At 37.4% G+C, this 12,917-nt stretch carries 20 protein-coding genes and 1 pseudogene; 20 read left to right on the top strand and 1 reads right to left on the bottom strand.

Annotated elements, in window-relative coordinates; translation table 11 throughout:
- The first annotated feature begins 186 nt into the window (after window positions 1–186).
- The 19 genes and pseudogenes from DWX28_RS20255 (at window position 187) to DWX28_RS12150 (ending at window position 11,621) form a co-directional block, all read left to right on the top strand.
- Complete coding sequence (locus DWX28_RS20255) at window positions 187–540, top strand: ISAs1 family transposase (protein ID WP_255420405.1); 354 nt, start codon at window positions 187–189, stop codon at window positions 538–540.
- Complete coding sequence (locus DWX28_RS12235; RefSeq protein ID WP_255420404.1) at window positions 515–1,309, top strand: ISAs1 family transposase; 795 nt, start codon at window positions 515–517, stop codon at window positions 1,307–1,309. The genes DWX28_RS20255 and DWX28_RS12235 overlap by 26 nt, the downstream gene beginning before the upstream one ends.
- Before the next feature lie 488 nt (window positions 1,310–1,797).
- Window positions 1,798–2,370 carry a hypothetical protein gene (locus tag DWX28_RS12225; RefSeq protein ID WP_008688147.1) on the top strand — a complete coding sequence of 191 codons (573 nt, stop codon included), beginning with the start codon at window positions 1,798–1,800 and terminating at the stop codon, window positions 2,368–2,370.
- Window positions 2,371–2,379: 9 nt separating this feature from the next.
- On the top strand, window positions 2,380–2,634 hold the full coding sequence (locus DWX28_RS12220; protein WP_330417662.1) for a hypothetical protein: 255 nt from the start codon (window positions 2,380–2,382) through the stop codon (window positions 2,632–2,634).
- Between the two features lie 394 nt (window positions 2,635–3,028).
- Window positions 3,029–3,193: a rubredoxin gene (gene rd, locus DWX28_RS12215; protein ID WP_015541208.1), complete on the top strand. Its 165-nt coding sequence runs from the start codon at window positions 3,029–3,031 to the stop codon at window positions 3,191–3,193.
- 76 nt (window positions 3,194–3,269) lie between these two features.
- Complete coding sequence (locus DWX28_RS12210; protein ID WP_015541209.1) at window positions 3,270–3,704, top strand: bacteriohemerythrin; 435 nt, start codon at window positions 3,270–3,272, stop codon at window positions 3,702–3,704.
- A 263-nt stretch (window positions 3,705–3,967) separates the two neighbouring features.
- Complete coding sequence (locus DWX28_RS19555) at window positions 3,968–4,117, top strand: hypothetical protein (RefSeq protein ID WP_015524977.1); 150 nt, start codon at window positions 3,968–3,970, stop codon at window positions 4,115–4,117.
- Window positions 4,118–4,296: 179 nt separating this feature from the next.
- Window positions 4,297–4,509: a DUF6219 family protein gene (locus DWX28_RS12205; RefSeq protein WP_015541210.1), complete on the top strand. Its 213-nt coding sequence runs from the start codon at window positions 4,297–4,299 to the stop codon at window positions 4,507–4,509.
- 3 nt (window positions 4,510–4,512) lie between these two features.
- Entirely contained in the window at window positions 4,513–4,968 is a 456-nt protein-coding gene (bcp, locus tag DWX28_RS12200; RefSeq protein WP_015541211.1) for a thioredoxin-dependent thiol peroxidase, read from the top strand.
- Window positions 4,968–5,717, top strand: coding sequence for a peroxide stress protein YaaA (yaaA, locus tag DWX28_RS12195; RefSeq protein ID WP_015541212.1), 750 nt, complete (start codon window positions 4,968–4,970; stop codon window positions 5,715–5,717). The genes bcp and yaaA overlap by 1 nt, the downstream gene beginning before the upstream one ends.
- Before the next feature lie 124 nt (window positions 5,718–5,841).
- Window positions 5,842–6,234 (top strand): Fur family transcriptional regulator, encoded by a 393-nt coding sequence (locus tag DWX28_RS12190; RefSeq protein WP_015541213.1) that lies wholly within the window; start codon window positions 5,842–5,844, stop codon window positions 6,232–6,234.
- Window positions 6,235–6,321: 87 nt separating this feature from the next.
- Entirely contained in the window at window positions 6,322–6,864 is a 543-nt protein-coding gene (gene rbr / locus DWX28_RS12185) for a rubrerythrin (protein WP_015541214.1), read from the top strand.
- Between the two features lie 15 nt (window positions 6,865–6,879).
- Window positions 6,880–7,833 carry an L-lactate dehydrogenase gene (locus DWX28_RS12180; RefSeq protein WP_015541215.1) on the top strand — a complete coding sequence of 318 codons (954 nt, stop codon included), beginning with the start codon at window positions 6,880–6,882 and terminating at the stop codon, window positions 7,831–7,833.
- Window positions 7,834–7,886: 53 nt separating this feature from the next.
- Window positions 7,887–8,051 (top strand): annotated as a pseudogene (locus tag DWX28_RS20565) (desulfoferrodoxin family protein); the annotation flags it as partial.
- A gap of 91 nt (window positions 8,052–8,142) precedes the next feature.
- Window positions 8,143–8,301, top strand: a complete 159-nt coding sequence (locus tag DWX28_RS12170; protein WP_005339874.1) for a rubredoxin — start codon at window positions 8,143–8,145, stop codon at window positions 8,299–8,301.
- Window positions 8,302–8,455: 154 nt separating this feature from the next.
- A complete protein-coding gene (locus DWX28_RS12165) occupies window positions 8,456–9,202 on the top strand; it encodes an SDR family NAD(P)-dependent oxidoreductase (protein ID WP_005421611.1) in 747 nt (248 codons plus the stop codon).
- Between the two features lie 87 nt (window positions 9,203–9,289).
- The gene (trxA, locus tag DWX28_RS12160) at window positions 9,290–9,595 is read left to right on the top strand and encodes a thioredoxin (RefSeq protein WP_118062274.1); all 306 of its coding nucleotides are present in this window, start codon (window positions 9,290–9,292) and stop codon (window positions 9,593–9,595) included.
- Between the two features lie 12 nt (window positions 9,596–9,607).
- Window positions 9,608–9,928, top strand: coding sequence for a rhodanese-like domain-containing protein (locus DWX28_RS12155; protein ID WP_118252845.1), 321 nt, complete (start codon window positions 9,608–9,610; stop codon window positions 9,926–9,928).
- A gap of 1 nt (window position 9,929) precedes the next feature.
- A complete protein-coding gene (locus tag DWX28_RS12150) occupies window positions 9,930–11,621 on the top strand; it encodes an FAD-dependent oxidoreductase (protein ID WP_118252844.1) in 1,692 nt (563 codons plus the stop codon).
- A 120-nt stretch (window positions 11,622–11,741) separates the two neighbouring features.
- On the opposite strand, the gene DWX28_RS12145 is transcribed toward DWX28_RS12150, so the two are convergent.
- Window positions 11,742–12,425: a Crp/Fnr family transcriptional regulator gene (locus tag DWX28_RS12145; protein ID WP_118252843.1), complete on the bottom strand. Its 684-nt coding sequence runs from the start codon at window positions 12,423–12,425 to the stop codon at window positions 11,742–11,744.
- 166 nt (window positions 12,426–12,591) lie between these two features.
- Between DWX28_RS12145 and DWX28_RS19960 the strand changes: the two genes are divergently transcribed.
- Complete coding sequence (locus DWX28_RS19960) at window positions 12,592–12,915, top strand: thioredoxin family protein (RefSeq protein ID WP_015524989.1); 324 nt, start codon at window positions 12,592–12,594, stop codon at window positions 12,913–12,915.
- Window positions 12,916–12,917 lie beyond the last annotated feature (2 nt).

The following is a 12,917-nucleotide window of genomic DNA, read 5'->3' as shown; positions in this document are numbered from 1 at the left end:
GTATGCAAAAGGGGTGTCGTGAAACGCGACGACCTTGATAGTGGTACGCCAAAACGCGGTAGCCCTTACCACTTCGATAAAAGGAATCAATATGCGACACTATTGCAATCCACGACAAACGCATGAGTAAATAAATTGTGAACACACCCCTTTTCTAGTAAAATAAAAGAAAAAGGGGTGTTATTTATGCAGGAATTATTAGAGTGGATGGAATACATTGAAGATACTCGTCAGCAGACAAAGGTTCGTCATACGTTGAAGGATATTCTTGTCATTGTGTTGTTTGCAACTCTTGCGAATGCGGATGACTGGGTTGAGATGGCATTGTTTGCAGAAAGCTATCAGGATTATCTTCGAAAGTATATTGAACTAAAAAACGGAATCCCCTCTCATGATACGATCCGGCGTGTCATGGGGATGATATCGCCCGAAATTCTGCAGCAGCTCTATGGAAAATGGCAGGAGCGGCTGGATAAAAATGATGGAGAACTGTTGAAGAAGATCATCTGCATAGATGGAAAAAACGATGTGTTCGAATAAACGTGGAGAAGAAAAAGCAAGTCACATTGTTTCTGCATGGAGTAAGGAAGATGGATTTTGTCTGGGACAGAAAGCAGTCAAAGAAAAAAGCAATGAAATAACAGCGATTCCAGAGCTGTTGGAAAAAATCCAGATAAAGGGTCAGATCATTACGATTGATGCAATGGGAACGCAGACAGCGATCGCAGGAAAAATCAGGCAGAAACGAGCGGATTATGTTCTGGCATTGAAGAAAAATCAATACATAATGTACGAAGATGTAAAAGAATACTTTTCGAATGAGGAGTTTCAAAAAGAAATGCGCGAAAAGGGGGCATATAAGAAGACCTGTGAGAAAGCCCATGGGCAAATTGAGATCCGAGAGTATTATCAGACGGAAGATATCCGGTGGCTGAGCCAAAAGAAGAATTGGAAAGGCCTGAGAAGCATTGTAATGGAGAAGAAACGAATAGAAAAAGCAGGAAAGATAACGTATGAATATCGATATTTTATAAGCAGTTTAAAAACGGATATCAACGAAGTCAGCCGAGCGGTGCGAGGTCATTGGAGTATAGAAAGTATGCATTGGCATTTGGATGTAACATTTCGGGAGGATGCAAATACGACAATCGATAAAATGGCGGCACAAAATTTGAACATTATAAGAAAATGGAGCCTGAGTATTTTGAAACCAGCAGAACTATCAAGACATAAGTTGTCAATGAGAAAGAAAAGGTTCGTAGTAAGTTTGCGTCCAATTAAGTATTTAGAAGAGCTTTTAGAAGCTTAAAAAGTAGAAAAAAATAGAATTTGCAGTTGCTAACCATTCATGCGTTTGTCGTGTATTGCAATCGAGGTAATATTGACATAGAATTCCATGTATTATAGAATGGTATCTGTAAAAAGAAGGCATGAAGAAAGCAGCTTTAAACGGGCTGCTTTTTTTGTGTCTTCTTTTGTCTTTCCTGAGTACCGGAGGAAAAGGAGTTTTCTGGATGGAGCAGAGAAGACAAAAATAAATAAGAACAGGAGAGATTGGTATAGACGATATTATTTGGATTATTAACCGGCAGGGATAGTCACTTTCCCTTTATATTCCTGCAGGTTTTACATAAGAAGATGGATTCCGGTCAGCAAAGGCAGCTCCCACAATGCCTTTTGGATATCCGCTTCTGCAAGTTGTAGTAAGTAATTGCTTCCCATCAAAATCATGGGGAAAGCGAACTGGTCTGAAAGACCGCCAGTTAGTGTGATGATGATAAGGAGATTTTGAAACTGATGACAGACAGAGATTATGCAATTAAATCAATGAAAGAAATTACCTTCCAGATGGCAAGTCATGCACAGGATTATCTGGAAGTTACAATCGAAAGACATTATACTGATATTAAAGAACTGATGACAAGCTACCAGAAACTGATTTTAGAAAACCAGATTGTATTGGAAGAACTGGATATGGAGTGCCAGGAGAAGATCAATGAAGATATGGCATATGCGTTAAGCTATCTGAGTATTTACAACAATCAGCTGAATGTGCCGAAGATGCACCGGGAAATGAATAACCTGATGATCATTTATGGCTTGTCTGATATGATCTATCGTGGAATGACACTGGTGAAATTCTATGCACCGAATGGTGTGATGCTCAGTGAAATCCTTCATTCCTGCTTTTGCAGTCATTATAATAAGACAGATGTGGAAGTGCAGCAGGAGTTAGGAATAGGCAGGACTTCTTTTTATAAAATGAAGAAGCAGGCACTTGGGTATTTAGGATTTTATTTTTATGAGATCGTGGTACCGCAGGCAAAGGATAAAAGATTTAAACCGTCACTGGGCGTTGAGGAAGAGTAGGTGAGTAATATGAGATACGAAGATTCGATGAAAGGTGTAGCTGCTCAGATAATCAAAGAACAGCTGAGAGCCAGTAAAATTAAAAACAATCCAGAAGAGTTCCATTGGCATGATGAATATGCAACGTTGAATTTCTTTCGGTTTATCTGCAAAAATATCGGTAACTTGGGAAATGGAGAAATTGAAAAAATGGTCACACGCTTTAAAGAGCATAGATCAGAAAGCAGTGGAAAACCATGTGAATGGTGCTGTTTGGGTATTTGATTATGATAAGATGTTCTGTGTATTGATGGAAAATGAAATTTGCCGAAAGGTGTGTGAAAAGAATAAATATAACAGTTGGATGAAGCTGATTGGAAAGTATTGTGTTTCAAGGACTTAAAGACGAAGAAAGTTGTTGTAGAGAAATAATTTCCAGCAACTCTGTCTTTAATGAATAGAGTTCATTTTTTTATTCAACTATTCCCATGATATATACAATATGTAAATGTGCAATTCAAATAGCAGTTTATGCTAAGTACAAAAATAATAATAATTACTATTATTGACAAAAGAATAATTATCATGTATAATACAGATATACAAGAAACAAAGTGTTAGAAAAATTGCTAGAAACTTGGTAACAAAAATAAATCGACATTGAAAATGGAAAATGACTATGATAAAATATGAATGTGAACCATGTGGATATATTTATGATTCGGCAGTAGGAGATCCAGACGCTGGTATCGATCCAGAAACTGCATTTGAGGATATTCCAGATGACTGGACATGCCCAATCTGCGGATTAGGAAAAGATGTTTTCGTTCCTGTAGAAGACTAAGCAGAAAATGCAGGTACGAAACTGCCATACATTAAAAGAGCCTAAGAGAACATATAAAAGAAATGGAGGTCAAATTATGACTTACGATTTAAACATTACCTTTGATGACAATTTAGTAACAGGAAATGAAACAATTGATACCCAGCATAAAGAATTGATCGACCGTATCCAGAACTTTGTAACTGCCTGTCAAAATGGCGACAGCAAAGTAAAAGCAATCAAAATGCTGGATTATCTGGATGAATATACTGACTTTCATTTCAAAGAAGAGGAAAAGCTTCAGGAAAAATCCGGTTATCCAGAGCGTGAAAAACATTATGAAAAACATGAAGAGTTTAAAAAGACAATTCAGGAACTGTATGAATACCTTCAGGAGTATGAAGGACCAACAGATCGGTTCAGTGAACTTGTACAGAAAAATGTAATCGACTGGCTGTTTGGACACATTAAAACATACGACCGCTCTGTGGCAAAATTTATCTTTATGAAACAAAATCCAGACCGATGCTAAAATAAACCAGGGAACGAGTTCACTCAGAATGTAGACAACGTGATGAAGTAAACTAGGGGCTGTCACAATGCAGCCCCTTTCCTGTTATAGCGATATTCTAGATAATATATTGCGCTGGCATGACATATTATTTTACTACTACTATATGGGAAGAGCAAGCAGTTCTTCTTTTTTGTTGTCCTTTTTATCCAATTTTAAGTTGTAAAGTCTCTTTTCATTCGACAAAATTCTCCACAGACAGAGGATATGCGACGAGCATTGATATGAACATCTATTTATGGAAAGAGGATATTGAAGACGGGGAATCGGTAATGACAGCCGAATATAGACCTGTAGAATACGGAAAGGACTATGATGTTGTCAATAATCCTGATAAATTTCAACTATATATAGATGGAAAAGAGATTAAATAGTAATCTCCTGAAAGCAAGCTTTTTGTCAATTATTTCAAAGAAAAATTAAAGGATAACAATACATAGTTTTGACAATGATATTTTGAAAAAATTTATAGGAATGCTCTATTATCAAATTGACATAGGAATATGGTAGCGTATAATTAGAATTGAATACACTGAAAAAATGGAGGAATTACATGAAAGCACATAAATATTGGTCAGTAGGAGCATTGATCACAATGCTTGGGACTTTTTACACTGGATATAAAAAGCAAAAATCAAGTCACAAATACTTTGCTTTAAGTTCTATGTTATGTATGGTAATGGCGATATATACAGGTCATAAAATGATTACCAGGAATAGGAAAAAAAAGGCGAATAAAGAGAAAGATACAGAAAGGGAGGGATAAATAATGTTGGAAGTAGGGGTTAAGGCACCGGATTTTGAGTTGCCAGATCAAAATGGGAAAATACATAGATTATCGGATTATACAGGAAAAAAAGTGATCTTATATTTCTATCCCAAGGATAATACAGCGGGATGCACGAAACAGGCATGTGGGTTTTCTGAGCGATACCCTCAGTTTACCGAAAAAGGAGCAGTTATTCTTGGAGTCAGTAAGGATTCTGTATCCTCTCATAAGAGATTTGAGGAAAAATATGGATTGACATTTACACTTTTAGCAGATCCAGAGCGGAAAGTTATTGAAGCATATGATGTATGGAAAGAAAAGAAAAATTATGGCAAAGTCTCTATGGGAGTAGTAAGAACCACATATCTTATTGATGAACAGGGGATTATTATAAAGGCAAATGATAAAGTCAAGGCTGCAGATGATCCTGAAAATATGCTTAAGGAATTGGCATAATGAAGATTATTTTATCACCTGCAAAAAAGATGATTGTAGATACCGATAACTTAGCACCGGTTGAACTGCCTGTCTATATTGATAAGACAGCAGAAGTATTAAACTGGATGAAAAGCAAATCAAAAGAAGAACTGAAAGCTATCTGGAAATGTAATGACAAGATTGCAGAGCAGAACTTTAACAGATTGGAAAATATGGATCTTTATAACAGTCTTACTCCGGCTGTTTTAGCATATGAAGGGATTGCATTTCAATATATGGCACCATCTGTGTTTGAAATCCAGCAGTTTGAGTATTTGCAAAATCATTTAAGAATCTTGTCTGCGTTTTATGGCATTTTAAAACCAATGGATGGTGTGACCCCTTATCGTCTTGAAATGCAGGCAAAGGTTGGAATTGGAGATGCAAAAAATCTGTATGAGTACTGGGGAGAATTGTTATACCGCTCAGTAATCGATGACAGTAGGATTATCATTAATCTTGCATCAAAAGAATACTCAAAATGTATAGAAAAGTATCTGACACCACAGGACAGATATATTACGATTGTATTTTGTGAGTTATCCGGAGATAAATTGGTAACAAAAGGTACCTATGCCAAGATGGCTCGTGGTGAAATGGTCAGATTCATAGCGGAAAATAATATTGAAAATCCGGTGGAGATTCAGAAATTTGACAGACTCGGATATTCGTTTAGGTCTGATTTATCTTCAGATTCAGAATATGTATTTGAACGCAAAATAAAATAGTTATTCATGTGAAAGATGCTCAGTTTGGCGACTTCTTAATAATAAGAACTATTACTATTTGTTGACAACAGGATAATAGTGGTATATAATCCTTATTAAGAACTAATCCTAATAAGGAGGACGAATGACAAGTAGGAGAAATACCATTCAAAAAGATCTTGTAAGAAATACCGTATACGAAATGAAAAGACACGTTACGGCAAATGAAGTGTATGAATTTATAAAAGAAGCATACCCAGCAATTGGAAAAGGAACTGTATATAGAAATCTTGATATATTGGTAGAGGAAGGTGCATTAAGAAAGGTTGAAGTTCCGAATGGACCGAACCGATTTGATTTTACATTGAAAAATCATTACCATGTAAGATGTATAAAGTGCGGTGAAATTTTTGATGTGGATATGGATCAAATACCGGATTTGCTGGAAAGAATTCATAACACTCATGGAATTGAATTTGTGGATTATGATATTTCATTTAAAGGCATTTGCCCGAAATGCAGGGAGAAGGTAAAGTAGGAATTACCAGATGACTTTATATGTCCTTTGTGCAAGCACCCGACATCAGATTTTGAAAAAGTAGTAAAGAAAACGGAGGTAAAAGAGATGGAAGCAAACAAATATGCAGGAACACAGACAGAGAAGAATTTACAGGAGGCATTTGCAGGGGAATCACAGGCAAGAAATAAGTATACCTTTTTTGCTTCTGTAGCAAAAAAGGAAGGTTACGAGCAGATGTCAGCATTGTTTTTAAAGACTGCAGATAATGAGAAAGAACATGCAAAGATGTGGTTCAAGGAATTAGCAGGAATTGGTGATACAAAGGAAAACCTGGCAGCAGCGGCAGAAGGCGAAAATTATGAGTGGACAGATATGTATGATGGCTTTGCTAAAACAGCTGAGGAAGAAGGATTCCCTGAGCTTGCAGCAAAATTCAGGGCAGTAGGTGAGATTGAGAAGCACCATGAGGAAAGATATCGTGCACTTCTTAAGAATATTGAAACTGCACAGGTATTTGAAAAGAGCGAAGTTAAGGTATGGGAATGCCGTAACTGCGGACATATTGTGGTAGGAACTAAGGCGCCTGAAGTATGTCCGGTATGTAATCATCCACAGAGCTATTTTGAAGTACATGAAGAGAATTATTAAGGAGATAAGATTATTATGAAGAAAGTGATTAATTCAAAAAAAGCAGTAATGATAGGCTGTGGCTTTGTTGGTTCTGCATCGGTATTTGCTCTGATGCAGAGTGGCTTGTTTACAGAGATTGTCCTTATCGATGCAGATAAGAACAAGGCAGAAGGAGAAGCAATGGATATCAGTCATGGTATTCCATTTGCAAGTCCGATGAAAATATATGCCGGAGATTATGATGATGTGGCTGATGCTGCAATTGTTGTCATATCTGCCGGAGCTGGACAGAAACCGGGAGAGACAAGGCTTGATCTCGTAAATAAAAATGTAGCAATATTTAAGTCAATCATTCCTGAAATAGCAAAGAGAAATTTTGCAGGTATCATGCTTGTAGTTGCGAATCCGGTAGATATCCTGACTCAGGTAGCCATAAAGTTATCCGGACTTCCAGAAAACAGGGTTATTGGATCGGGTACTGTGTTAGATAGTGCCAGATTAAGATATAAGCTTGGTGAGCATTTATCTGTGGACAGCAGGAGTGTTCATGCATTTATAGTAGGTGAGCATGGAGACAGCGAAGTTGTAGCATGGTCATCAGCCAATGTATCTGGTGTTCCATTAAGTGAAATGTGTGAAATGCGTGGACATTACAAGTACAAGGAAAACACGGCAGAAATAGCTACAGCAGTCAAGAACAGTGCTTATGAGATTATAAACAAAAAGCACGCTACATATTATGGAATTGCAATGTCTGTAAAAAGAATCTGCGAAGTGATTATGAGAGATGAAAAATCAATACTTCCTGTATCACACATGATTCATGGAGTATATGATATTGACGAAGTATCGTTAAGTATGCCAGCTATTGTAGGTGCAGATGGTATTGAGTCTGATATACCTATTAATTTAAGTGGCGAGGAAGCGTTAAAGCTTAAGGAATCTGCAGATTCATTGAAAAAGATTATGGAGACAATTGAATTATAAATTTTACACATGGAAGGAGAAAAAGGCATGAAAGTAAGGTATTATATTTGTAAGAAGAGCATTTCATTGAGTGGATTACATTAAATACAAACCAGGGAATATACAGAAAACAGTTAAATCCAGGACAGGAGCCGGTAGCAGATTTTTGTCTTTGCGATGGTGAACAGGTAGAAGAAGTATATGCATATTGTAACCTGCATGGATTATGGAAATGCTAAAAGCATTTATACATATTAAGGTTACAGAACAACACAAATACAACAGTAATATATGCTGTGTATTAATATATTTATAAGGAGGAACAAACTAATGAAATATGTATGTGACGTTTGCGGATGGGAATATGATGAAGAGGAAGGTTATCCTGAAGGTGGTATTGCACCAGGAACAAAGTGGGAGGATGTTCCGGAAGATTTTGAATGCCCATTATGTAATGTTGGAAAAGATCAGTTTTCAGAAGTTGAATAGAAGCCTAATCTTGTGTTAAATACGGATGGATAAACCAAAACCCTGGTGCGTGAGCAACAGGGTTTTTTATTGCGATATTTTGTGATGATATCACAGAAAATAATCTACCTTTTGCTTATAATGTAGTTAGAAACTAAGTAAGGAGGTAGTCTAAATGAGATTAAAAGATAAAGTTGCAATCATTACGGGTGGAAGCCGTGGTATAGGATTTGCTACAGCTGATAAATTCTTGAAGGAAGGTGCTTCAGTTGTGTTGGCAGCAAGTTCACAGGAATCGGCAGATGTTGCTGTAGATAAATTAAAAGAAAAATATCCCAATGCAATAGTTGCTGGAATTAGTCCAAATCTGGCAAGCATGGAGTCTGTCAGAAAGGCTTTTAAAGAGGCAACTGAAAAATATGGATGTGTCGACATACTGGTAAATAATGCAGGTATTTCAGAAAACACCTCATTTATGGATTATACAGAGGAGACTTTTGATAAAGTCATGGATCTAAATGTAAAAGGAGTATTTAATACTACTCGTGTAGCAGCAGAATGTATGGTGGCAAGAGGCAAGGGGGTCATTCTCTCAACTTCCTCCATGGTGAGTATTTCGGGACAGCCAAGTGGGTTTGCTTATCCGGCATCGAAGTTTGCAGTAAACGGATTGACTGTATCATTAGCAAGAGAACTAGGACCTAAAGGTATTCGTGTTAATGCTGTTGCACCTGGGATTACAGAAACTGATATGATGAAGGCCGTGCCAAAGGAAGTTATCGAACCTATGATTGAAAGAATTCCATTGCGTCGTCTTGGACAGCCAGAAGATATTGCCAATGCGTTTGTGTTTCTTGCTTCAGATGAGGCGAGTTACATTACAGGTGTTATATTAAGTGTAGATGGTATGGCAAGAAGTTAATGAGGTATGGTGATGTAATCACGGAAAATAAATGAAATTAAGACTATAATAAATCTACAAAAAGAAAAAGATAAGGAGGACTGTAAAATGTCTGCTATTAATATCAATAAAAACAATTTTCAGAACGAAGTACTGAGTTCCGATAAACCCGTTCTTTTAGATTTTTGGGCATCTTGGTGTGCACCTTGCCGCATGGTAGTACCTATTGTAGAGGAGATTGCAAGTGAGCGTAGAGATATTAAAGTTGGAAAGATTAATGTAGATGAAGAGCCTGAACTGGCAAATAAGTTCAGTATTATGAGCATTCCAACTTTAGTGGTTATGAAGAATGGGAAGATTGTACAGCAGGTTTCAGGGGCGAGACCTAAGAATGCGATTTTAGAAATGCTTTAGGGAGGTGTGCTAATGGGATTTTTTGATCTCTTTAAACAGTCAAATATTAATCAAGACATAGAAGAATATAAAAGGACTGATGATGCAGTTCTGCTGGATGTACGTACACCGCAGGAATATCAGGAAGGACATATACCAGAAAGTAAAAATGTGCCGTTGCAGCAACTTGACAATATTGCTTCTGTAGCGAAGAATAAGGATATCCCACTGTTTGTATACTGTTATTCCGGTTCACGAAGCCGCCAGGCAACTGGGATACTGCAACGAATGGGATATTCTAAAGTAAATAATATCGGTGGCATTGCAGCTTACTCAGGAAAGGTGGAAAAATAAGATGAAGGTAATAATTGTAGGAGGTGTAGCCGGAGGAGCTACAGCTGCAGCAAGAATACGCAGACTGAATGAACATGCTGAAATTACTGTGTTTGAAAGATCCGGATACATATCCTATGCAAATTGTGGACTTCCATATTATATTGGAGACGTGATCACAGACCCGGAAGAACTTACACTACAGACACCAGAGAGTTTTTTTAAACGCTTCCGTATTAACATGAAAATTCATCATGAAGTTATCTCCATACATCCGGAACGTAAAACGGTTTCAGTGAAAAATTTAGAGAATGGTGAGATATTTGAAGAAAAATATGATAAGCTGATCCTCTCTCCAGGTGCAAAGCCAACACAGCCGAGACTTCCCGGAGTAGGTATTGATAAACTTTTTACACTTCGTACTGTAGAAGACACTTTTCGGATAAAGGAATATATAAATAAGAATCATCCAAAATCGGCTGTATTGGCAGGTGGCGGTTTTATTGGTCTGGAACTGGCAGAAAATTTGAGGGAGCTTGGCATGGATGTTACGATTGTCCAGCGGCCTAAGCAGCTGATGAACCCTTTTGACCCGGATATGGCATCCATGATCCATAATGAAATGAGAAAGCATGGGATAAAACTGGTACTGGGCTATACAGTAGAAGGATTTAAAGAAAAAGACAACGGAGTGGAGGTCCTGTTGAAAGATAATCCATCCCTTCAGGCTGATATGGTAGTTCTGGCAATCGGAGTCACACCAGACACAGTATTAGCAAAAGAAGCCGGTCTGGAACTTGGCATCAAGGAAAGTATTGTAGTGAATGACAGAATGGAAACCTCTGTACCGGATATTTATGCTGCAGGTGATGCAGTTCAGGTAAAACATTATGTTACGGGTAATGATGCGCTGATTTCTTTGGCAGGACCAGCCAATAAACAGGGCAGAATCATCGCTGATAATATTTGTGGCGGTGATAGTCGTTACCTGGGCAGTCAGGGAAGCTCCGTTATAAAAGTGTTTGATATGACAGCAGCCACTACAGGTATCAATGAAACCAATGCCAAAAAGTCAGGATTAGAGGTAGATACAGTAATTCTTTCTCCTATGAGTCATGCCGGTTACTATCCTGGTGGAAAAGTGATGACCATGAAGGTGGTTTTTGAAAAAGAGACCTATCGTTTGCTTGGCGCTCAGATTATTGGATATGAAGGTGTTGATAAACGTATTGATGTGCTGGCAACAGCAATTCATGCAGGACTGAAGGCAACCCAGTTGAAAGATTTGGATCTCGCATATGCACCGCCATATTCCTCTGCAAAGGATCCTGTAAATATGGCCGGATTCATGATAGACAATATAGCAAAAGGAACCTTAAAACAATGGCATTTGGAAGATATGGATAAGATTTCTAAAGATAAAAATGCTGTGTTGCTGGATGTGAGAACAGTAGGTGAATTTAGCAGGGGCCATATTAATGGATTTAAAAACATTCCTGTAGATGAACTGAGGGAACGTATCAATGAAGTTGAGAAGGGAAAGCCTGTTTACCTGATATGCCAGAGTGGGCTGCGAAGTTATATTGCCAGTCGTATTCTGGAAGGAAATGGATATGAAACATACAACTTCTCCGGCGGATTCCGCTTCTATGATGCAGTTGTCAATGACCGTGCGCTGATTGAAAAGGCATATGCATGTGGTATGGATTACTAAAAATAATCATAATATTTTTATAATTTTTTCGTAATATAAAAAGATCCCCCATTTATTAGAATGACTTTCATAATTCTGATAAATGGAGGATTCTTCTTTATATGTTACAGAAAAACAATTTTATGACCTTTGGAGTGTTTCCAGTCTTTTTGGATCAAGGATTGTGATTTTGCCGCGGGAGAGTTTGACGAGACCCTCGCCTTGAAAGTATCGAAGCATTCGAGTGATAACTTCCCTGTGGGAACCAAGATGATTAGCAATCGTCTCATGAGTGATTTTCAGCTCGTTTGTTCCTTCGATAGAGGTCTCTTCTAAAAGAAATGAAGCAACACGCTTATCCAAACTCTTCCACATGATTTGTTCAATCAGCCACATGACATCAGAAAAACGGGTGGCCATTAACTCATTGGTATAGTTTGCGACGGGAGCAGATTCCTTCATAATGTCCTTATAGATTTCAGCAGGGATGATCCAAAGATCAGTATCTTTTTCTGCTTCAATGGTTACTTCAAATTGAATGGAGCGTATGATACATGAGGCGGATAAAAGACACATATCCATATCGAACAGACGGTAAAGTGTAATCTCTCGTCCTTCATCTGAAAGTATGTAAGTTCGAAGCTGCCCGGATTTAACCAGTAATAATCCAGTACAGTCCAGGTTTCCATTGTGAATGATCGTTCCTTTTTTTGCATCCCGTGTGATTAAATTGTCTGAAATTAGTTTTTTCTGTGCTGTATTTAAGTCATTCCATAGTGGAAAATAATTTTCGAAGCTCATAGCAGTCATCTCCTTTACGAACATAGTATACTTGCTTTTTTTAGATGCGTCAATTATATAACTGGCATATGCCATAAATAGAAATAAAAAGAAGTGTAATAAAGTAAATTATCTTTTCTGTGATATCATCACGGAAGCAAGCACTTATTTGGGGTATATTAAGTTCAAATAGGAGAAGGAGTTGAAAAATATGACATCTATAAATATAAATAAAGAAAAGTTTGGACAATTAATTCATAAGGAAAAACCGGTTTTGGTTGATTTCTGGGCACCTTGGTGTGGTTATTGCCGTAGAATTGGAGCAGCTTATGAAAAAATAAGTGAAGAATACAGCGATATTCTTGTTGCTGGAAAAGTAAATATTGATGAAGAACCGCAGATTGCAGAAGCTGAAAAGATTGAGGTGATTCCTACGCTGGTTTTATATCGAAATGGAAAGGCAATAGATTCTATTGTTGCACCTGAATCAAAAATAATGATAGAGAATTTTATTAATGAAGCATTGGAAAAATAAAA

Origin of the sequence: Blautia sp. AF19-10LB (assembly GCF_003461245.1) — a bacterium.
In the GTDB taxonomy this organism is placed as follows: Bacteria; Bacillota; Clostridia; order Lachnospirales; family Lachnospiraceae; genus Blautia_A; species Blautia_A intestinihominis.
Note: the sequence above shows the minus strand (reverse complement) of the source record. Positions and strands in the feature narration are given on the sequence as shown.